Source organism: Salmonella sp. K21076 (assembly GCF_039650795.1).
Lineage (GTDB): Bacteria > Pseudomonadota > Gammaproteobacteria > Enterobacterales > Enterobacteriaceae > Salmonella > Salmonella enterica.
The window spans coordinates 1-19,254 of record NZ_JBCLYA010000047.1 but is presented as its reverse complement, the minus strand read 5'-3'; the positions used below and the strand labels follow the sequence as shown (position 1 = coordinate 19,254).

Annotated in this window: 21 protein-coding genes and 2 pseudogenes; 15 read left to right on the top strand and 8 right to left on the bottom strand. The window is 52.8% G+C overall.

Features of this window, described 5'->3' with window-relative positions; translation table 11 throughout:
* Positions 1 to 6: 6 nt before the first annotated feature.
* Positions 7 to 2,094 (bottom strand): annotated as a pseudogene (locus tag AAYN39_RS15060) (YccS/YhfK family putative transporter).
* Between the two features lie 48 nt (positions 2,095 to 2,142).
* On the bottom strand, positions 2,143 to 2,775 hold the full coding sequence (crp, locus tag AAYN39_RS15055) for a cAMP-activated global transcriptional regulator CRP (protein ID WP_000242746.1): 633 nt from the start codon (positions 2,773 to 2,775) through the stop codon (positions 2,143 to 2,145).
* A gap of 307 nt (positions 2,776 to 3,082) precedes the next feature.
* On the opposite strand from crp, the gene AAYN39_RS15050 reads away from it, so the two are divergent.
* Entirely contained in the window at positions 3,083 to 3,487 is a 405-nt protein-coding gene (locus AAYN39_RS15050; RefSeq protein ID WP_001148917.1) for an OsmC family protein, read from the top strand.
* Positions 3,488 to 3,582: 95 nt separating this feature from the next.
* On the opposite strand, the gene AAYN39_RS15045 is transcribed toward AAYN39_RS15050, so the two are convergent.
* The 3 genes and pseudogenes from AAYN39_RS15045 to AAYN39_RS15035 all read right to left on the bottom strand — a co-directional run bounded on the left by AAYN39_RS15045 (position 3,583) and on the right by AAYN39_RS15035 (position 5,706).
* The gene (locus tag AAYN39_RS15045) at positions 3,583 to 4,452 is read right to left on the bottom strand and encodes a phosphoribulokinase (protein ID WP_001274690.1); all 870 of its coding nucleotides are present in this window, start codon (positions 4,450 to 4,452) and stop codon (positions 3,583 to 3,585) included.
* 51 nt (positions 4,453 to 4,503) lie between these two features.
* Complete coding sequence (locus tag AAYN39_RS15040; RefSeq protein WP_000586568.1) at positions 4,504 to 4,722, bottom strand: YheU family protein; 219 nt, start codon at positions 4,720 to 4,722, stop codon at positions 4,504 to 4,506.
* Positions 4,719 to 5,706, bottom strand: a pseudogene (locus AAYN39_RS15035) (hydrolase). The gene AAYN39_RS15040 and the pseudogene AAYN39_RS15035 overlap by 4 nt, the downstream one beginning before the upstream one ends.
* A 197-nt stretch (positions 5,707 to 5,903) precedes the next feature.
* On the opposite strand from AAYN39_RS15035, the gene AAYN39_RS15030 reads away from it, so the two are divergent.
* A complete protein-coding gene (locus AAYN39_RS15030) occupies positions 5,904 to 6,215 on the top strand; it encodes a monooxygenase (protein WP_000047690.1) in 312 nt (103 codons plus the stop codon).
* Between the two features lies 1 nt (position 6,216).
* Here AAYN39_RS15030 and AAYN39_RS15025 read toward each other — a convergent pair whose 3' ends face one another.
* Together AAYN39_RS15025 and AAYN39_RS15020 are read right to left on the bottom strand one after the other, a co-directional pair.
* A complete protein-coding gene (locus AAYN39_RS15025; RefSeq protein WP_001054036.1) occupies positions 6,217 to 6,438 on the bottom strand; it encodes a LysR family transcriptional regulator in 222 nt (73 codons plus the stop codon).
* Between the two features lie 144 nt (positions 6,439 to 6,582).
* The gene (locus AAYN39_RS15020; RefSeq protein ID WP_000634756.1) at positions 6,583 to 8,490 is read right to left on the bottom strand and encodes an ABC transporter ATP-binding protein; all 1,908 of its coding nucleotides are present in this window, start codon (positions 8,488 to 8,490) and stop codon (positions 6,583 to 6,585) included.
* 265 nt (positions 8,491 to 8,755) lie between these two features.
* Here AAYN39_RS15020 and kefG point away from each other — a divergent pair, with 265 nt between their 5' ends.
* From kefG to slyD, 4 genes are all read left to right on the top strand, one after another.
* Positions 8,756 to 9,307: a glutathione-regulated potassium-efflux system ancillary protein KefG gene (gene kefG, locus AAYN39_RS15015; RefSeq protein ID WP_000081820.1), complete on the top strand. Its 552-nt coding sequence runs from the start codon at positions 8,756 to 8,758 to the stop codon at positions 9,305 to 9,307.
* The gene (gene kefB / locus AAYN39_RS15010; RefSeq protein WP_000398137.1) at positions 9,307 to 11,112 is read left to right on the top strand and encodes a glutathione-regulated potassium-efflux system protein KefB; all 1,806 of its coding nucleotides are present in this window, start codon (positions 9,307 to 9,309) and stop codon (positions 11,110 to 11,112) included. Before kefG ends, kefB begins: the two co-directional genes overlap by 1 nt.
* A gap of 9 nt (positions 11,113 to 11,121) precedes the next feature.
* Positions 11,122 to 11,322, top strand: coding sequence for a YheV family putative zinc ribbon protein (locus AAYN39_RS15005; protein WP_001007735.1), 201 nt, complete (start codon positions 11,122 to 11,124; stop codon positions 11,320 to 11,322).
* Positions 11,323 to 11,416: 94 nt separating this feature from the next.
* Entirely contained in the window at positions 11,417 to 12,007 is a 591-nt protein-coding gene (slyD, locus tag AAYN39_RS15000; protein ID WP_000861345.1) for a peptidylprolyl isomerase, read from the top strand.
* A 186-nt stretch (positions 12,008 to 12,193) separates the two neighbouring features.
* Here slyD and AAYN39_RS14995 read toward each other — a convergent pair whose 3' ends face one another.
* On the bottom strand, positions 12,194 to 12,412 hold the full coding sequence (locus AAYN39_RS14995; RefSeq protein WP_001152702.1) for a protein SlyX: 219 nt from the start codon (positions 12,410 to 12,412) through the stop codon (positions 12,194 to 12,196).
* A gap of 219 nt (positions 12,413 to 12,631) precedes the next feature.
* Between AAYN39_RS14995 and fkpA the strand changes: the two genes are divergently transcribed.
* The 9 genes from fkpA to AAYN39_RS14950 form a co-directional block, all read left to right on the top strand.
* Positions 12,632 to 13,450 (top strand): FKBP-type peptidyl-prolyl cis-trans isomerase, encoded by an 819-nt coding sequence (gene fkpA, locus AAYN39_RS14990; RefSeq protein ID WP_000838232.1) that lies wholly within the window; start codon positions 12,632 to 12,634, stop codon positions 13,448 to 13,450.
* 276 nt (positions 13,451 to 13,726) lie between these two features.
* On the top strand, positions 13,727 to 14,449 hold the full coding sequence (locus tag AAYN39_RS14985; protein WP_000091471.1) for a transcriptional regulator: 723 nt from the start codon (positions 13,727 to 13,729) through the stop codon (positions 14,447 to 14,449).
* Positions 14,449 to 14,835 carry a sulfurtransferase complex subunit TusD gene (tusD, locus tag AAYN39_RS14980; protein WP_001268013.1) on the top strand — a complete coding sequence of 129 codons (387 nt, stop codon included), beginning with the start codon at positions 14,449 to 14,451 and terminating at the stop codon, positions 14,833 to 14,835. Before AAYN39_RS14985 ends, tusD begins: the two co-directional genes overlap by 1 nt.
* On the top strand, positions 14,835 to 15,191 hold the full coding sequence (gene tusC, locus AAYN39_RS14975) for a sulfurtransferase complex subunit TusC (RefSeq protein ID WP_000820707.1): 357 nt from the start codon (positions 14,835 to 14,837) through the stop codon (positions 15,189 to 15,191). Before tusD ends, tusC begins: the two co-directional genes overlap by 1 nt.
* A gap of 7 nt (positions 15,192 to 15,198) precedes the next feature.
* Entirely contained in the window at positions 15,199 to 15,486 is a 288-nt protein-coding gene (gene tusB / locus AAYN39_RS14970) for a sulfurtransferase complex subunit TusB (protein WP_000903398.1), read from the top strand.
* A 125-nt stretch (positions 15,487 to 15,611) separates the two neighbouring features.
* Positions 15,612 to 15,986: a 30S ribosomal protein S12 gene (gene rpsL, locus AAYN39_RS14965; RefSeq protein WP_000246815.1), complete on the top strand. Its 375-nt coding sequence runs from the start codon at positions 15,612 to 15,614 to the stop codon at positions 15,984 to 15,986.
* A 95-nt stretch (positions 15,987 to 16,081) separates the two neighbouring features.
* Positions 16,082 to 16,552 (top strand): 30S ribosomal protein S7, encoded by a 471-nt coding sequence (rpsG, locus tag AAYN39_RS14960; RefSeq protein ID WP_001138042.1) that lies wholly within the window; start codon positions 16,082 to 16,084, stop codon positions 16,550 to 16,552.
* Positions 16,553 to 16,648: 96 nt separating this feature from the next.
* Positions 16,649 to 18,763, top strand: a complete 2,115-nt coding sequence (gene fusA / locus AAYN39_RS14955; RefSeq protein WP_000124693.1) for an elongation factor G — start codon at positions 16,649 to 16,651, stop codon at positions 18,761 to 18,763.
* Between the two features lie 71 nt (positions 18,764 to 18,834).
* Positions 18,835 to 19,254, top strand: a 420-nt coding sequence (locus AAYN39_RS14950; protein ID WP_001492474.1) for a GTP-binding protein, incomplete at its 3' end; no start/stop codon positions are given.

The window sequence follows — 19,254 nt, the reverse complement described above, 5'->3', positions numbered from 1 at the left end:
TCGGTCTTAACCTTTTGTATCCCGTAGCCGCTTACTCAGCCAGATACCGTGATGCGGACGCTGACGCCAGGCCATCGACGAAATGGTGTGCATGGTGTTCAGATGGCCAATGATGCGCTGTAAATGTTGTTCCAGAGTGCTCAATAAGCCATGTGACGGCATGTCCGGCGACTCCAGAATATTGACATCGCCGGAGCCGCCTGGCCTGTCGTACTCTAGGCGCTGCTGGCAGCGCTGAATCGCAATCTCGCAAGATTCCAGATAGCGCTGCGCCAGATCAGGCGTCAGCATGGTGTGTTCCCGCGCCAGCGTCGTCATAGCGTTGATATGCTCGACAATAAACTGGCTGTGCGTGACCCACAGTTTCATATCCGACAGATAGTGGGTATTGAATCCGGGTTCCTGCATTGCCTGATTTAACGAGTTGAATAACGTGTTATGCGCCTGGTTGACCCGCATTCTTTGATAAGCGAGCGGGGTGGCCTGCGGATCGTTACTGAGGATCAGTCGGATAGCTTCTTGATCGGCTTCCAGCGCATCATGGGCGTTTTTACGTAATAGCCCGCTTTGCCATTGCGGCCACAGCCAGACCATGCCGCCAAAGGCAATTAAACAGCCAATCAGCGTATCGATCAGCCTCGGCACAATAAACTGCTCTCCGTTTAACGTCAGTAACTGGATGGTGTATACCGCCGTCACCGTAAAGCCGACCGTCGCCCAGCCGTAGTTTTTACGAATAATCAGATAACTTGCCAGCGTTAGTACCAGCATGACCGCCAGCGTAATGCTTTCGGGAATATGTAAGTGCAGCGTGACGCCGGCAATCACCAGGCCGACCAGCGTTCCGACCGAACGGTGCAGAATACGTACGCGCGTCGCGCCATAGCTGTTTTGGGTGACAAACAGCACCGTCATGAGGATCCAGTACGGTTTAGGCAGGTGCAACGCGCTGCCCATCAGACTGGCGATGCTCATCATCACGCTGATGCGTCCGGCGTTGCGTAGCGCCGGCGATTTTAGAGACATATAATTTTTCAGCGCCGGAAGTAGCGGCAGACGACGCTGTTTATCGGCCATCAGGTCGCGGGCGTACAGCGGCCGCTGAGTACGCAGCACACGGGCGATTCGACTGAAGTGCCAATAGCAGAACTGGCCTACCGGATTTTCAGGATGCTGATTAGCGATCTTCTCCAGAGCGCCAATCTGTTTTTCCATGGAGAAGCGCGTCGGCAGACGATGATAAAGAATGTCATCCGCCAGCACGCGCAGACGGGCGGCGACCGTTTGCGCATTCCAGCGAATCACCTCTTCCGCATGGCTGCGTTCTACCAGTTTCTGTACCTCTTCCGGCTGATGCAAGCTGACGGAGATGTGCTCCTGCAAATCCATCGCTTCCTGAAAAGCCCGTAGTAGACGCTTGTAATCATTATTGTTGTGCGCCGAAAGCATATGCATCTGTTGGTAACACTGGGTAATGAGATCGACCGCTTTTTGCTGGCGTATCAGCAGGGGAGGCAGCGCTTTTTCCGGATCGATATGTTGGGTGAGCAGGCTGTATTTCGCTTCACAATAATCGGCCAGTTCACGGTATAACAAACTCAATGACTCGCGCAGCGGCTGTTCGCGCCATAGTCAGAACCAAAACCAGTTAAACACGCCGTACCATAGCGTGCCCAGCGCATAAATGAGCAGCGGCTCCCAGACGGGCATGTATCCCGCAAGGCTCAGGGTAAAGATGGCGGCAATCAGCGACGCTGGCAGTAGCCGCGCGTGAAGCGGGCTAATTTCCGCCGTCACGCCAAGCACCAGCGTGAGCCCGGTCAGGATCAACGGCAGGGGGATGGATTCCGCCAGCAGAAGTTGCGTTACCAGACTGCATCCGGCGAACAGCGACGCGCCGATGATCAGGCGTTTAAAAAAGCGTTTGTGCGGGGTATCCAGACCTGCAATGTTGCAGCAGGCGGGAACGAGAGAGAAAAGCAAGCCCAGGTGTAGCTGGCCTATCAATAAACCAACAGCCACAGGCAGGCACAGCACCAGCGTTTGCCGTAGTGCGTAATTAATCTCTGGGTGATAAATCAGTCTTCGCCACATCGATGCAAACAAAAATGGCGCATGATAAAACGCGCCATTCTGACGGGATTAACGGGTGCCGTAGACGACGATGGTCTTGCCATGCGCGGAGATCAGGTTTTGATCTTCCAGCATTTTCAAAATACGACCAACGGTTTCGCGGGAGCAGCCGACGATCTGGCCGATTTCCTGACGGGTGATTTTGATCTGCATCCCATCCGGGTGCGTCATGGCATCGGGCTGTTTCGCCAGATTCAGCAGCGTCTGAGCGATACGCCCGGTGACGTCAAGGAAGGCGAGGTTACCTACTTTTTCAGAGGTGACTTGTAAGCGACGAGCCATCTGGGAAGAGAGGCGCATCAGAATATCCGGGTTGACCTGGATTAATTGGCGAAATTTTTTGTAGGAAATTTCAGCGACCTCACATGCGGTTTTCGCACGTACCCAGGCGCTGCGTTCCTGGCCTTCTTCAAACAGGCCCAGTTCACCAATAAAATCACCCTGATTCAGATAAGAAAGGATCATTTCTTTCCCTTCTTCATCTTTGATCAGCACTGCCACGGAGCCTTTAACGATGTAGTACAGCGTTTCTGCTTTTTCACCCTGGTGAATCAGCGTGCTCTTTGACGGGTACTTATGAATGTGGCAATGAGACAAGAACCATTCAAGAGCCGGGTCTGTTTGCGGTTTGCCAAGCACCATGCGCGGTTATCCTCTGTTATAAGCTGTCTCCAGAGCCAGAAAACGGCACTGTCTCTGAGGTTGCAAAAATATACTTCCCGCTACCTGGGAAGGGGGCTACGAAAATAGATTGTAGCCTGTAATGTGATGTCCTCTGCATACATGCAGTACGTCAATGTATTACTGTAGCATCTTGTCTGTTTTAGCATAGCTTTCGCCGTGTGTCTCTTGGTGTCTCGCTTCAGCATGACCCAGGTCGCCTTCCATTGCGAGTTTTGTTGTATGCGCGTAATCTTTCAGGAAAATTGAAACATTGGAGTTACGAAATATGCAAGCGCGTGTAAAGTGGGTTGAAGGACTCACGTTCCTCGGAGAGTCCTCCTCCGGCCACCAGATTTTAATGGATGGTAACTCCGGTGACAAAGCGCCGAGCCCGATGGAGATGGTATTAATGGCGGCTGGCGGATGTAGCGCTATTGATGTGGTATCAATTCTGCAAAAGGGCCGTCAGAATGTCACCAACTGCGAAGTGAAGCTAACATCCGAGCGCCGGGAAGACGCGCCGCGCCTGTTTACGCACATTAATTTGCATTTTATCGTTACCGGCGGCGATCTGAAAGAGGCTGCCGTCGCGCGCGCTGTCGATCTCTCCGCGGAAAAATATTGCTCGGTGGCGCTAATGCTGGAAAAAGCGGTCAATATTACCCATTCGTATGAAGTGATTGCGGCGTAACACGTGATGCCGGATGGCGGCGTGGCCTTATCCGGCCTACCCGTTTTTATCTCGTAGGCCCGATAAGCGTAGCGCCATCGGGCATTTCACCGCGGTTATTCGATTTTTTTGCCTTCCATTAATCGCTGCACCAGCGGCAACATAATCAGCTCCATCGCCAGCCCCATTTTGCCGCCCGGCACCACTAATGTATTAATGTGAGAAATGAACGAGCCCTGGAGCATCGCCAGGAGCCAGGGAAAATCGATCCCTTCCAGGTTGCGGAAATGGATCACCACAAAACTCTCATCCAGCGAGGGAATACCCTTTGCGGCGAACGGATTGGACGTGTCGACGGTCGGTACGCGCTGGAAGTTGATATGGGTACGCGAGAACTGCGGCGTAATGTAATTGATGTAGTCGTCCATGGAACGCACCACGGAATCCATCACCGCTTCACGGGAGTGTCCGCGCTCGCTGGTGTCGCGGATTAGTTTCTGAATCCACTCAAGGTTGACGATAGGCACCACGCCAACCAACAGATCAACATGACGCGCGACATCATGTTGTGGGGTGACGACGCCGCCGTGCAGTCCTTCATAAAACAGCACATCGGTCGGTTCAGGAAGCGGCTGCCAGGGGGTAAACGTGCCGGGAACCTGATTCCACGGTACGGCTTCATCATAGGTATGCAGATATTTACGCGACTGGCCTTTACCCGTCTGCCCGTACTCAATAAAGGTATGTTCCAGTAGGCTGAAGTCATTGGCTTCAGGCCCGAAATAGCTGATATGCCGCCCGGCGTCACGCGCTTTGCGGATCGCCATGTCCATTTCCGGGCGGGTGTAACGATGAAAACTGTCGCCTTCCACCTCGGCGGCATGCAGATTTAACTGCGCGAAAATTTTACGAAACGCGAGGCTGGTGGTGGTGGTCCCCGCGCCGCTTGACCCTGTTACTGCTATCACCGGATGTTTGGCTGACATGGCAACTCCATGATTGAGCTTTATTAATAATGTATTGTCGGCAAAGGCGTTTTATTCGCGAAACTGCTTTTTCGGCATAATATTGACCGTTTCATGTAATTCAGACCATACCAGCACGGCCTCGCCGGATTGCAGTTGGCGTTTTACGTCAGCGACTTTTTGTTCAAGCGAACGTTCATGTTCACCATAATCGGTGCCTTCGCGCAACACAAAGCTTTCGATCAGGTTGTCCAGCGTGTCGGGGGCGAGCCCCTGCCAGGGAATGATCATGATGACGCCTCCAGGTACGTTGTCAGCCAGTCAGGAATTCGGCGTTCCAGCCACATTTCAGGGCGCAGTGGCGTACCGCCGATAAATCCTACGTGTCCGCCATGCTCAGTCAGCTGATACTCCACCTGCGGGGGCAGATCTTCCGCTTTAGGGATCACATGATGATCCATAAACGGATCGTCTTTAGCGTGAATAATCAGCGTCGGTTTAGCAATCTGGTTAAGCAACGGCATGGCGCTACACTGACGATAGTAGTCGATGGCGTCGGCAAAGCCGTGAATTTTCGCGGTGATCAGGTCGTCAAATTCGCGAATACGGCGCATTGATTTCAGTTGCGCCAGATTCACCGGCAGCGACCCGGGATACGCCGCCAGCTTGCGTGACGCATTCGCTTTTAACAGATTAAGCAAATAACGCTGATAGACGCGGGAAAACCCTTTGTCCATGTGGTAGCTACAGGCTTCGAGAACGAAAGGCGCAGAAACAATTACCGCCGCCTCGATGGGAATATCGCGGCCTTCTTTCGCCAGCAGGCACGCCAGCATATTACCGCCGAGCGAATAGCCCACGGCGGCTGTCGGAACGGCGCCGAACTCCCGCTGTAGCCAGCGTAAAAACCAGGCTCCGTCCTCCGTTTCACCGGAGTGGTAAATACGATTCAGACGGTTGGGTTCGCCGCTACAGCCGCGAAAGTGCATCACCACGCCCAGCCAGCCGCGCTTTATGCTTTGCCTGTTGCGGTTCTTCGCTCCATGCCAGATCGACAAAATCGCCGTCCGGTAGCTCCAGCCGCTGCCAGTGGGCGTTGAACTTCACTTTGCGGCGGATTAAACGTGGCAGCATAGTTTGTAAATGGCGATTACGAATGCCACGCATGGGAATAAATTCATGCGAGTCATTGACAGGCGGGGTCATTTCTGTGGACGTGATCTCAACCATAGCACCAGAACAATTGATAATTGGAAACAATACTATACCGCGCATAAGGTTCACAGATTAGTCAATATGTGATTTTACGTTCAATTGGTCGTCTGGCGAAATAAAATTGCGCCTCATTTCACCAGAGGGGGCGGTATGCAAGGCGCGCGCAATACCCCACAGAAATCGCGTGAACCTCTGCATCAGCCGAATTAATCGTGGTAGTGTGGCAACACGATAGTTATGTGACTCAAGGAGAAGGCATGTCGAAGACACTTTTACAGATCCATTTTAACTTTAGCGGCCCTTTTGGCGAGGAGATGACTCAGCAACTGGTCGGGCTGGCGGAGTCTATCAATGAGGAGCCGGGCTTCATCTGGAAAATCTGGACAGAAAGCGAGAAAAACCAGCAAGCTGGCGGCATTTACTTGTTTGAATCCGAAGAAACGGCGCAGGCTTATATTAAAAAACACACTGCGCGTCTGAAAAATCTTGGCGTTGATGAGGTGACGTTTACATTATTTGGCGTGAACGACGCGCTGACGAAAATAAATCACGGCAACCTTTGCCGCTAACTCACATAACGCAGGCTTCTGTTCCGGTGCTGCCGACCGCAACGGTAACCTTTATATCGGGACGAGTACCGAAGAGGCCTTTATGGACGAACAGTGGACAACGAACGTTCTCTTCCAGCGTGTGCAGCGTCTCGGCGGTGCGGGCGATGTTACCCTTCTCCACAAGCATCATGAAGATGGTGAGCTTGCGGAAGGTAATGTCATCGGTGATAGACAGGTTCATCGTCCGCCCCGTGCGTTAGAGCCTATCCCAGTAGGCGTAATTGTTGAAGCCAGTTTGGGGCCGGACAGCGCGCAGAAACCGTGAGGATTTCGAGCACTGCCCGGCCCTAAAATGGCGAATAAAATAGCCTAATGGGATAGGCTCTTAGTCGTTCTGCATCATCTGCTCAAGCTGCTCCTGCGCCTCAAGCCATGCCATTTCACATTCTTCCAGCCCGGATTTGGCGCTGGCCTGCAGTTGCAGACACTCGGTCATCTCCGCTTTACGGCTTGGGTCATACAGGCTGCTGTCGCCAAGCTTCTCTTCCGCCTGCGCCAGTTGGGCGTTGAGCTTTTCCATCTCTTTTTCCAGACGGGTAATCTCTTTACGCAGCGGCTGCGTTAGAGTGCGTAGCTCGGCTTCGCGACGCTTCTGATCTTTGCGTGACTGAGCGCTGTTGGCGTTGTTTTCCTTCGGTGCGTCGTCGGCCTGGTTTTCCTGCTTCTGCACGTCGCTCAGCCACTGCTGATAATCCTCCAGGTCGCCGTCGAACGGTTCGACCTTTTTGTCGTGAACCAGATAGAGGTCGTCGGTGGTGGAGCGAATCAGGTGGCGGTCGTGCGACACGACGACCAATGCGCCTTCGAAATCAATCAGCGCTTCGGTGAGCGCCTGACGCATGTCGAGATCCAGGTGGTTGGTTGGTTCATCGAGCAGTAGCAGATTTGGACGCTGCCAGACGATCAGCGCCAGTACCAGGCGCGCTTTCTCGCCGCCGGAGAAACGTTGCGTCTCTTCCGTTACTTTGTCGCCCTGGAAACCGAAGCCGCCGAGATAGTCGCGCAGCTTCTGCTCCAGTTCCTGCGGCGCCAGACGCGCCATATGCTGCAGCGGGGATTCATCGGCGCGCAGGAACTCCAGTTGGTGCTGGGCGAAGTAGCCGAGCTTAATGCCTTTGGCGAGGCCGATTTCACCGTGCAACGGTTCCAGTTCGCCCGCCAGCAGCTTGATCAGCGTCGATTTCCCCGCGCCGTTGCGGCCCAGCAGGCCGATACGCGAGCCGGGCACCAGGTTCAGCTTGATGGATTCCAGAATGATGCGATCGCCATAACCTGCGCTGACTTTTTCCATCTTCAGCAGCGGGTTCGGCAGGCTTTCCGGCGCGCGGAAGCTGAAATGGAACGGGTTGTCGACATGAGCCGGCGCAATCAACTCCATACGCTCCAGCATCTTGATACGGCTTTGCGCCTGCTTGGCCTTGGTGGCCTTGGCGCGGAAACGGTCGATGTAGCTTTGCAGATGCGCCACACGCTCCTGCTGACTCTCATACATCGCCTGCTGCTGCGCCAGGCGCGTGGCGCGCTGAACTTCAAACGCGCTGTAGTTACCGGTGTACTCGAACAGAGTCTGCTGTTCGATATGGATAATTTTATCCACTATCGGGTCAAGAAAATCGCGATCGTGGGAGATCAGAATCAGGGTGCCTGGATAGCTCTTCAGCCATTTTTCCAGCCAGATAACGGCATCCAGATCGAGGTGGTTGGTCGGTTCGTCGAGCAGCAGTAAATCGGAACGGCAAATCAGCGCCTGGGCCAGATTAAGGCGCATCCGCCAGCCGCCGGAAAAGTCGCTGACCGGACGTTCCAGCTGATCGTTAGAGAAGCCGAGGCCGTGTAACAGGCTGGCGGCGCGCGAGCGAACGGTCCATGCGTCGATGGCGTCCAGCTTACCGTGTATGGAGGCGATAGCATGCCCGTCGTTACGTTCGTTGGCGTCGTTAAGCTGCGCCTCCAGATGCCGGTATTCACGGTCGCCGTCAATGACATACTCAATCGCTGGCTGAGGCAACGCAGGTGTTTCCTGATTCACCCACGCTAATTGCCAGGTTCCGGGCAGGGTAAAACTCCCGGCATCGGCGCTGATTTCATTTTTTAGCAATGCCAGCAGGGTAGATTTACCGCAGCCGTTTTTACCCACCAGGCCGACTTTCTGGCCTGGATTAATGGTAGCCGAGGCATTGTCCAGTAGGACGCGCACGCCGCGACGAATTTGTAACGAGGAGAAAACAATCATAAGGCGCCGTATGTTCAGACTATGTTAATTTATCATTATGATAATGTAATATTCGGGCGTACCGCCGCGCTGGAGCGCAATGGTAGCTCAAAACAACAACGATACACAAAATCATTCAGGCCGCCTTTGGTGAGGGACAAGAATATCTCTCATTAATCCCCAGCGGCGGACATGGAGTACGTTTCTGAGTTGAACAAACGCTGTCAACGTAGAAGCGGCCTGAAGAATGGCATGTATCGACCCAAAACAACCGGGAGGGGGATTGATGTCTCAGCCAGCGAAAGTCTTGCTGTTGTATGCCCATCCGGAATCTCAGGACTCGGTTGCTAACCGGGTACTGCTTAAACCGGCCATACAGCACAATAACGTAACCGTGCACGATCTTTATGCGCGCTATCCTGATTTTTTTATCGATACGCCCTATGAACAAGCCCTGTTACGTGAGCACGACGTCATTGTTTTTCAGCATCCCCTTTACACCTATAGCTGTCCGGCTTTACTGAAAGAATGGCTTGATCGCGTTTTGAGTCGAGGGTTCGCCAGCGGACCAGGGGGAAACCAACTGGTGGGAAAGTACTGGCGTAGCGTGATTACGACCGGCGAGCCGGAGAGCGCTTACCGGTATGACGCGCTAAACCGCTATCCAATGAGCGATGTACTCCGCCCTTTTGAACTGACCGCGGCCATGTGCCGGATGCACTGGATGCCGCCCATTATTGTGTACTGGGCGCGCCGCCAGTCGCCGCAGACGCTGGCCAGTCATGCGAAAGCCTATGGCGAGTGGCTGGCGAATCCTGTGAGCGCGGGAGGCTATTGATGGAAGGTGCTGATTTATTGACCGCGGGAGTGTTGTTCCTCTTCGCGGCGGTAGCGGCGGTGCCGCTGGCCGCGAGGCTGGGCATCGGCGCGGTGCTAGGGTATTTGCTGGCGGGAATCGCCATCGGTCCGTGGGGGCTGGGATTTATCAGCGATGTTGACGAGATCCTGCACTTTTCCGAACTGGGCGTCGTGTTTCTGATGTTTATCATTGGTCTCGAACTCAATCCGTCACGGCTTTGGCAACTGCGGCGCTCTATCTTCGGCGTCGGCGCTGCTCAGGTGCTGTTAAGCGCGGCGGTGCTGGCGGGATTATTGATGCTTGCTGATTTCTTATGGCAGGCGGCGGTCGTCGGCGGGATTGGCCTGGCGATGTCTTCGACGGCGATGGCGCTACAACTGATGCGCGAGAAAGGCATGAATCGTAGCGAGTCCGGGCAGTTAGGGTTTTCCGTCTTACTGTTTCAGGATTTAGCGGTGATCCCCGCGCTGGCGTTGGTGCCTTTATTGGCGGGATCGGCCGACGAGCATTTCGACTGGTTTAAAGTGGCAATGAAGGTACTGGCTTTCGCGGTAATGCTGATTGGCGGTCGTTACCTGCTGCGCCCGGTATTTCGTTTTATTGCTGCGTCTGGCGTGCGGGAGGTCTTCACTGCCGCGACGCTGTTGCTGGTGTTGAGCGCCGCCTTATTTATGGATGCGCTGGGACTGTCGATGGCCCTGGGAACCTTCATTGCCGGCGTTTTACTGGCAGAGAGCGAATACCGGCATGAGCTGGAAAATGCTATCGATCCCTTTAAAGGTTTACTGCTTGGGCTGTTCTTTATCTCCGTCGGTATGTCGCTAAATCTCGGCGTACTTTATACCCATTTACTGTGGGTGGCGGCGAGCGTTGTTATTCTGGTCGTCATAAAAATGCTGACGCTGTATCTGCTGGCGCGGCTATATGGAATAAGAAGTTCTGAACGGATGCAGTTTGCCAGCGTGCTGAGTCAGGGGGGCGAGTTCGCTTTTGTGCTCTTTTCTACCGCCTCTTCTCAGCGCCTGTTTCAGGGCGATCAGATGGCGTTATTATTGGTGACTGTCACATTATCAATGATGACCACGCCGCTACTGATGAAAGGGATTGATAAGTGGTTATCGCGCCGTCTTAATGGCCCGGAAGAGAATGATGAAAAGCCGTGGGTTGAGGATGATAAGCCCCAGGTGGTTGTCGTCGGCTTTGGCCGTTTTGGTCAGGTGATCGCTCGCTTATTGATGGCGAATAAGATGCGTATCACCGTGCTGGAACGCGATATCGGCGCCGTTAATCTGATGCGCAAATATGGTTATAAAGTGTATTACGGCGACGCTACACAAGTCGAGCTGCTGCGTTCTGCGGGCGCGGAGGCGGCGGAGTCGATAGTCATCACGTGTAATGAACCGGAAGACACGATGAAGCTGGTGGCGCTGTGTCAGCAGCATTTTCCTCATCTGCATATTCTTGCGCGAGCGCGTGGACGTGTGGAGGCCCATGAGTTATTACAGGCTGGCGTCACGCAGTTTTCCCGTGAAACGTTTTCCAGCGCGCTGGAACTGGGACGTAAAACTCTGGTGTCGTTAGGTATGCATCCGCATCAGGCGCAACGCGCGCAGTTGCATTTTCGTCGGCTGGATATGCGAATGTTGCGGGAGCTGATCCCGGAGCATAGCGACATGGTACAGATTTCGCGCGCCAGAGAGGCCCGACGCGAGCTGGAGGAGATTTTTCAGCGCGAAATGCAACAGGAACGGCGCCAGTTGGATGGCTGGGATGAATTTGAGTAGAGGTGAACAATGGCAATCCGTAAACGTTTTATTGCAGGCGCGAAATGTCCGGCCTGTCAGGCGCAGGATACAATGGCGATGTGGCGTGAAAATAATGTCGATATTGTTGAATGCGTTAAGTGCGGGCATCAAATGCGGGAAGCGGATAAAGACGTTCGCGAGCATGTTCGCAAAGAAGAGCAAGTGATCGGGATTTTTCATCCGGACTAGCGATATGCCGCAGGTTTTTTTAAGCTAAGGGGTACACGGCTGCAGAATTCCGCTACAATCTGCGCCACTATTCTTCCCATGCTCAGGAGATATCATGAAAGTAGCAAAAGACCTGGTGGTCAGCCTGGCCTATCAGGTACGTACAGAAGACGGTGTGTTGGTTGATGAGTCTCCGGTGAGTGCGCCGCTGGATTACCTGCACGGTCACGGCTCCCTGATCTCTGGTCTGGAAACCGCGCTGGAAGGCCATGAAGTTGGCGACAAATTTGATGTCGCTGTTGGCGCGAACGACGCTTACGGCCAGTATGACGAAAATCTGGTGCAGCGTGTGCCTAAAGACGTCTTTATGGGCGTTGATGAACTGCAGGTAGGGATGCGTTTCCTGGCGGAAACCGACCAGGGCCCGGTACCGGTAGAGATTACCGAAGTGGAAGACGATCACGTTGTGGTTGATGGTAACCACATGCTGGCGGGCCAGAATCTGAAATTTAACGTCGAAGTTGTTGCGATTCGTGAAGCGACTGAAGAAGAACTGGCTCACGGTCATGTTCACGGCGCGCACGATCACCACCACGATCACGGTGAAGACGGCTGCTGTAGCGGTCATGGTCATGACCATGGTCACGAGCACGGCGGCGAAGGCTGCTGCGGCGGTGGTGGTAAAGGCAGCTGCGGCTGCCATTAATCCCCGTCGTCTTTCAAGCCACCGCGGTGTTGGCTACGCTTTCAAACCCCGGTCACATAGTTATCTATGTTCCCGGGGAATTTTCAAGCTTGCCGCTTTGCTGTGACTCGAAATCCTTAGGTTATTATCATTGGTTCGATAAATCATCGGGCACAAAAAAAGCGGGTATCCCCGCTTTTTTTCGTCTCAATAATGCGGCGGCGGCGTTTCTTCTGCCTGAGAGGCGATATTTGACGGCTGACTGGCTTTTAACTTTTCCGTGAGCAAACGCAGATGATTGCGCAGCTTCGCCATCTCCATTTCATGTGCGGTTACCGTCAGGTTTAGTTCTTCTATGGTAATCTCCTGGAACGCCAGACGGCTTTCCAGTTCAGCCAGACGAGCTTCCATCGTGATATCCTGCATGATGTACCTCTTTATGTTGTCTCCGTCGGCGGATTCTACTTAACTTTACCGGCTTTCACAGCAACCATTACGCGCCCTACGAAACTAATTTAAACAAAAAGAGTCTGAAAAGAAGTGATAATAGGGCGTGTTCGTATGTTGATTTGTTCTGCAACGATTTATAGTACGCTTCTTACGTAAGTTAACATGGGGCGAGATGCCCCGGCCCTGGAGATATGGATGAAATCACTGTTTAAAGCCACGCTGCTGGCAACGACGATGGCCGTTGCTATGCACGTACCGATCACTTTTGCTGCTGATGCGGCGAAACCGGCAGCTACCGCTGATAGCAAAGCAGCATTTAAAAACGACGATCAAAAAGCGGCTTATGCGCTGGGCGCCTCGCTGGGTCGTTACATGGAAAATTCGCTTAAAGAGCAGGAAAAGTTGGGCATCAAACTGGATAAAGATCAGTTGATTGCCGGCGTTCAGGATGCCTTTGCCGATAAGAGCAAACTGTCCGATCAGGAAATTGAGCAAACGCTGCAGACGTTTGAAGCACGTGTGAAGAGCGCTGCTCAGGCGAAGATGGAAAAAGACGCTGCCGATAACGAAGCAAAAGGTAAAACGTTCCGTGACGCTTTTGCTAAAGAGAAAGGCGTGAAAACCTCCTCTACCGGTCTGCTTTACAAAGTAGAGAAAGAAGGCACAGGCGAGGCGCCGAAAGATAGCGATACCGTTGTGGTGAACTACAAAGGTACGCTGATCGACGGTAAAGAGTTTGATAACTCTTACACGCGCGGCGAACCGCTCTCCTTCCGTCTGGACGGCGTTATCCCTGGCTGGACTGAAGGCCTGAAAAATATTAAGAAAAGCGGCAAGATCAAGCTGGTTATCCCACCGGCGCTGGCCTACGGTAAAACGGGCGTTCCGGGTATCCCTGCGAACTCCACCCTGGTATTCGACGTAGAGCTGCTGGATATCAAACCAGCGCCGAAAGCGGATGCTAAACCTGCCGATGCGGCTGACGCTAAAGCCGCAGATGCTGCTAAAAAATAAAAACTGAGAGCCGCCGCTTGTAATAGCGGCGGTTTTTTTTATTCAGGCCGGATATATTACTCACCATAATTTGATTTGCGGATAACGGCGCTTGCGCTGGTCGTTAAGGGCGAGACCGTAGGCTGAATGACCGCCAACGCACACGTAGTCTGAAATAGACGAGCAAATTAGTACTGGAAAGATGAACCCTCACTGTATTAATTTAATCATCCGCGTAAATAATGAGCCTGCCCTGAAAACATAACGACAGGCTCCTGAAAAGGAGTGTTTTTTTTCATGTCCAGGTCGCTTTTAACCAACGAAACCAGTGAACTTGATTTGCTGGATCAGCGTCCCTTCGAGCAAACCGACTTCGATATTCTGAAATCCTACGAAGCGGTAGTGGACGGGTTAGCGATGCTTATAGGTTCCCATTGTGAAATCGTATTGCACTCTTTGCAGGATCTAAAATGTTCAGCCATTCGTATTGCCAATGGCGAACATACGGGCCGTAAAATTGGCTCGCCGATTACCGACCTGGCGTTGCGCATGTTGCACGACATGACAGGGGCGGACAGTAGCGTGTCGAAATGCTATTTTACGCGCGCGAAAAGCGGTGTCTTGATGAAGTCGTTGACGATTGCCATTCGCAACCGCGAGCAGCGCGTCATTGGTCTACTGTGCATCAACATGAATCTTGATGTGCCATTTTCACAGATTATGAATACCTTTATTCCGCCGGAAACGCCGGAAGTCGGCTCAGCGGTTAATTTTGCCTCCTCAGTCGAAGATTTAGTCACCCAGACGCTGGAGTTCACGATCGAAGAAGTGAATGCCGATCGTAATGTCTCTAACAATGCGAAAAATCGTCAGATCGTCCTTAACTTGTACGAAAAAGGCATTTTCGATATTAAAGACGCCATTAACCAGGTAGCCGATCGTCTGAATATCTCAAAACACACGGTTTACCTCTATATTCGCCAGTTCAAAAGCGGCGATTTTCAGGGGCAGGATAAATAATGCGTTATGCCATTATGGTCACCGGGCCTGCATATGGCACCCAGCAGGCCAGCAGCGCATTGCAGTTCGCCCACGCGCTGCTCAATGAGGGGCATGAGTTAGCCAGCGTCTTTTTCTATCGGGAAGGTGTCTATAACGCCAATCTCCTGACCTCGCCGGCGAGCGATGAATATGATCTGGTACGCGTCTGGCAGAAATTGAATACGCAGCATGGCGTAGCGCTGAACATCTGTGTCGCGGCGGCGCTTCGTCGCGGTATTATTGATGAAACTGAAGCCGGCAGACTGGAGTTGCCGTCCGCCAATCTTCAGCCGGGCTTTACGCTAAGCGGACTGGGCGCGCTGGCGGAGGCTTCTCTCACCTGCGATCGGGTGGTGCAGTTTTAATGAAACGTATTGCATTTGTCTTTTCCACCGCGCCGCACGGTAGCGCCTCAGGCCGTGAAGGACTGGATGCGCTGCTGGCGACGTCAGCGCTAACGGAAGCGCTGGGCGTCTTTTTTATCAGCGACGGCGTCTTTCAGTTATTACCGGGGCAAAAACCAGACGCTGTGCTGGCGCGTGACTATATTGCTACTTTCAAGCTCTTTGATTTGTACGATATTGATCAATGCTGGATCTGCGCGGCATCGCTGCGCGAGCGTGGTCTGGAAAACGTTAATTTTGTGGTAAACGCCACGCCGCTGGAACCCGTGGCGTTACGCCGCGAGCTTGGCAACTATGATGTCATCCTGAGATTCTGAGGCGTTTATGCTGCATACCTTACCTCATTGCGCTTCGGGCGTTGATTTTCCCGCTTTGCTGCGCCTGCTAAAAGAGGGCGATGCGCTTTTGCTGCTCCAGGATGGCGTTACCGTCGCGATTGAAGGTAACCGCTTCCTTGAAAGTCTGCGCGATGCCCCCATAACGGTCTATGCCTTGAAAGAAGACATTGACGCTCGCGGCCTGGGTGGTCAAATTTCAGACAGTGTCGTCAGGGTTGACTATACTGAGTTTGTCAGACTCACGGTTAAGTATGCCAACCAGATGGCCTGGTGATGGCGGGATCGTTGTATATTTCTTGACACCTTTTCGACACCGCCCTAAAATTCGGCGTCCTCATATTGTGTGAGGGCGTTTTATTACGTGTTTACGAAGCAAAAGCTAAAACCAGGAGCTATTTAATGGCAACAGTTAACCAGCTGGTACGCAAACCACGTGCTCGCAAAGTTGCGAAAAGCAACGTGCCTGCGCTGGAAGCATGCCCGCAAAAACGTGGCGTATGTACTCGTGTATATACTACCACTCCTAAAAAACCGAACTCCGCACTGCGTAAAGTTTGCCGTGTTCGTCTGACTAACGGTTTTGAAGTGACTTCCTACATCGGTGGTGAAGGTCACAACCTGCAGGAGCACTCCGTGATCCTGATCCGTGGCGGTCGTGTTAAAGACCTCCCGGGTGTTCGTTACCACACCGTTCGTGGCGCGCTTGACTGCTCCGGCGTTAAAGACCGTAAGCAAGCTCGTTCTAAGTACGGCGTGAAGCGTCCTAAGGCTTAATGGTTCTCCGTTAAGTAAGGCCAAACGTTTTAAATTAATGTCAAACTAAACTCGTAGAGTTTTGGACAATCCTGAATTAACAACGGAGTATTTCCATGCCACGTCGTCGCGTCATTGGTCAGCGTAAAATTCTGCCGGATCCGAAGTTCGGATCAGAACTGCTGGCTAAATTTGTCAATATCCTGATGGTAGATGGTAAAAAATCTACTGCAGAATCAATCGTATACAGCGCGCTGGAGACCCTGGCTCAGCGTTCTGGTAAATCTGAACTGGAAGCTTTCGAAGTCGCTCTCGAAAACGTTCGCCCGACTGTAGAAGTTAAATCCCGCCGTGTAGGTGGTTCTACTTATCAGGTACCAGTTGAAGTCCGTCCGGTCCGTCGTAATGCTCTGGCAATGCGTTGGATCGTAGAAGCTGCTCGTAAACGCGGTGATAAATCCATGGCTCTGCGCCTGGCGAACGAACTTTCTGACGCTGCAGACAACAAAGGTACTGCAGTTAAGAAACGTGAAGACGTTCACCGTATGGCAGAAGCCAACAAGGCGTTCGCACACTACCGTTGGTAATCCCTTCGGAGTCATAGTCACCAGGCGGGCGCTTCAGGTAAGTCGCCCGTTTTGGATAACTTAACTGAACGCCTAAAGATATCAACGAGGAATCAAATGGCTCGTACAACACCCATCGCACGCTACCGTAATATCGGTATCAGTGCGCACATCGACGCCGGTAAAACCACTACTACCGAACGTATTCTGTTCTACACCGGTGTAAACCACAAAATCGGTGAAGTTCATGACGGCGCAGCTACCATGGACTGGATGGAGCAGGAGCAGGAGCGTGGTATTACTATCACCTCCGCAGCGACTACTGCATTCTGGTCTGGTATGGCTAAGCAGTATGAACCGCATCGCATCAACATCATCGACACCCCGGGGCACGTTGACTTCACTATCGAAGTAGAACGTTCCATGCGTGTTCTCGATGGTGCGGTAATGGTTTACTGCGCAGTTGGTGGTGTTCAGCCGCAGTCTGAAACCGTATGGCGTCAGGCAAACAAATACAAAGTTCCGCGCATTGCGTTCGTTAACAAAATGGACCGCATGGGCGCGAACTTCCTGAAAGTTGTTGGTCAGATCAAAACCCGTCTGGGCGCGAACCCGGTTCCGCTGCAGCTGGCAATTGGTGCTGAAGAAGGTTTCACCGGCGTTGTTGACCTGGTGAAAATGAAAGCCATCAACTGGAACGATGCCGACCAGGGCGTTACCTTCGAATACGAAGATATCCCGGCTGACATGCAGGACCTGGCTAACGAATGGCACCAGAACCTGATCGAGTCCGCCGCAGAAGCTTCTGAAGAGCTGATGGAAAAATACCTGGGTGGTGAAGAACTGACTGAAGAAGAGATCAAACAAGCTCTGCGTCAGCGCGTTCTGAACAACGAAATCATCCTGGTAACCTGTGGTTCTGCATTTAAGAACAAAGGTGTTCAGGCGATGCTGGATGCGGTAATTGATTACCTGCCATCCCCGGTAGACGTACCTGCGATCAACGGTATTCTGGACGACGGTAAAGATACTCCGGCTGAGCGTCACGCAAGCGACGACGAGCCGTTCTCTGCGCTGGCGTTCAAAATCGCTACCGACCCGTTTGTGGGTAACCTGACCTTCTTCCGTGTGTACTCCGGTGTGGTTAACTCTGGTGATACCGTACTGAACTCCGTGAAAACCGCACGTGAGCGTTTCGGTCGTATCGTTCAGATGCACGCTAACAAACGTGAAGAGATCAAAGAAGTTCGCGCGGGCGACATCGCGGCTGCTATCGGCCTGAAAGACGTGACTACCGGTGACACCCTGTGTGATCCGGAAAACCCGATCATTCTGGAACGTATGGAATTCCCTGAGCCGGTAATCTCCATCGCGGTAGAACCGAAAACCAAAGCTGACCAGGAAAAAATGGGTCTGGCTCTGGGCCGTCTGGCGAAAGAAGACCCGTCGTTCCGCGTATGGACTGATGAAGAATCTAACCAGACCATCATCGCTGGTATGGGTGAACTTCACCTAGATATCATCGTTGACCGTATGAAGCGTGAATTCAACGTTGAAGCGAACGTGGGTAAACCTCAGGTTGCTTACCGCGAAGCGATTCGCGCGAAAGTTACCGACATCGAAGGTAAACACGCGAAACAGTCTGGTGGTCGCGGTCAGTATGGTCATGTTGTTATCGACATGTACCCGCTGGAGCCGGGCTCTAACCCGAAAGGTTACGAGTTCATCAACGACATCAAAGGTGGTGTAATTCCTGGCGAGTACATCCCGGCCGTTGATAAAGGCATCCAGGAGCAGCTGAAATCTGGCCCGCTGGCGGGTTATCCGGTAGTTGATCTCGGTGTGCGTCTGCACTTCGGTTCTTACCATGACGTTGACTCCTCTGAGCTGGCGTTTAAACTGGCTGCGTCTATCGCCTTTAAAGAAGGCTTTAAGAAAGCAAAACCAGTTCTGCTTGAGCCGATCATGAAGGTTGAAGTAGAAACACCTGAAGAGAATACCGGTGACGTTATCGGCGACCTTAGCCGCCGTCGTGGTATGCTCAAAGGTCAGGAATCTGAAGTTACAGGCGTTAAGATCCACGCTGAAGTACCGCTGTCTGAAATGTTCGGATATGCAACTCAGCTGCGTTCTCTGACCAAAGGTCGCGCATCGTACACTATGGAATTCCTGAAGTATGATGATGCGCCGAACAACGTTGCTCAGGCCGTAATCGAAGCCCGTGGTAAATAAGCCGCAGGGTTAAAAACCAAAATCCCGTGCTCTCTCCTGAAGGGGAGAGCGCTATAGTAAGGAATATAGCCGTGTCTAAAGAAAAATTTGAACGTACAAAACCGCACGTTAACGTCGGCACCATCGGCCACGTTGACCACGGTAAAACTACCCTGACCGCTGCAATCACCACCGTACTGGCTAAAACCTACGGCGGTGCTGCTCGTGCATTCGACCAGATCGATAACGCTCCGGAAGAAAAAGCGCGTGGTATCACCATCAACACTTCTCACGTTGAATACGATACCCCGACCCGCCACTACGCACACGTAGACTGCCCGGGGCACGCCGACTATGTAAAAAACATGATCACCGGTGCTGCGCAGATGGATGGCGCGATCCTGGTTGTTGCTGCGACTGACGGCCCGATGCCGCAGACCCGTGAGCACATCCTGCTGGGTCGTCAGGTAGGCGTTCCGTACATCATCGTGTTCCTGAACAAATGCGACATG

Bases quoted from the DNA above. Each gene is read 5' to 3' on its own strand.
- crp (WP_000242746.1), bottom strand. From the start codon at position 2,775: ATGGTGCTTGGCAAACCGCAAACAGACCCGGCTCTTGAATGGTTCTTG.
- AAYN39_RS15050 (WP_001148917.1), top strand. From the start codon at position 3,083: ATGCAAGCGCGTGTAAAGTGGGTTGAAGGACTCACGTTCCTCGGAGAG.
- AAYN39_RS15045 (WP_001274690.1), bottom strand. From the start codon at position 4,452: ATGTCAGCCAAACATCCGGTGATAGCAGTAACAGGGTCAAGCGGCGCG.
- AAYN39_RS15040 (WP_000586568.1), bottom strand. From the start codon at position 4,722: ATGATCATTCCCTGGCAGGGGCTCGCCCCCGACACGCTGGACAACCTG.
- AAYN39_RS15030 (WP_000047690.1), top strand. From the start codon at position 5,904: ATGTCGAAGACACTTTTACAGATCCATTTTAACTTTAGCGGCCCTTTT.
- AAYN39_RS15025 (WP_001054036.1), bottom strand. From the start codon at position 6,438: ATGAACCTGTCTATCACCGATGACATTACCTTCCGCAAGCTCACCATC.
- AAYN39_RS15020 (WP_000634756.1), bottom strand. From the start codon at position 8,490: ATGATTGTTTTCTCCTCGTTACAAATTCGTCGCGGCGTGCGCGTCCTA.
- kefG (WP_000081820.1), top strand. From the start codon at position 8,756: ATGTCTCAGCCAGCGAAAGTCTTGCTGTTGTATGCCCATCCGGAATCT.
- kefB (WP_000398137.1), top strand. From the start codon at position 9,307: ATGGAAGGTGCTGATTTATTGACCGCGGGAGTGTTGTTCCTCTTCGCG.
- AAYN39_RS15005 (WP_001007735.1), top strand. From the start codon at position 11,122: ATGGCAATCCGTAAACGTTTTATTGCAGGCGCGAAATGTCCGGCCTGT.
- slyD (WP_000861345.1), top strand. From the start codon at position 11,417: ATGAAAGTAGCAAAAGACCTGGTGGTCAGCCTGGCCTATCAGGTACGT.
- AAYN39_RS14995 (WP_001152702.1), bottom strand. From the start codon at position 12,412: ATGCAGGATATCACGATGGAAGCTCGTCTGGCTGAACTGGAAAGCCGT.
- fkpA (WP_000838232.1), top strand. From the start codon at position 12,632: ATGAAATCACTGTTTAAAGCCACGCTGCTGGCAACGACGATGGCCGTT.
- AAYN39_RS14985 (WP_000091471.1), top strand. From the start codon at position 13,727: ATGTCCAGGTCGCTTTTAACCAACGAAACCAGTGAACTTGATTTGCTG.
- tusD (WP_001268013.1), top strand. From the start codon at position 14,449: ATGCGTTATGCCATTATGGTCACCGGGCCTGCATATGGCACCCAGCAG.
- tusC (WP_000820707.1), top strand. From the start codon at position 14,835: ATGAAACGTATTGCATTTGTCTTTTCCACCGCGCCGCACGGTAGCGCC.
- tusB (WP_000903398.1), top strand. From the start codon at position 15,199: ATGCTGCATACCTTACCTCATTGCGCTTCGGGCGTTGATTTTCCCGCT.
- rpsL (WP_000246815.1), top strand. From the start codon at position 15,612: ATGGCAACAGTTAACCAGCTGGTACGCAAACCACGTGCTCGCAAAGTT.
- rpsG (WP_001138042.1), top strand. From the start codon at position 16,082: ATGCCACGTCGTCGCGTCATTGGTCAGCGTAAAATTCTGCCGGATCCG.
- fusA (WP_000124693.1), top strand. From the start codon at position 16,649: ATGGCTCGTACAACACCCATCGCACGCTACCGTAATATCGGTATCAGT.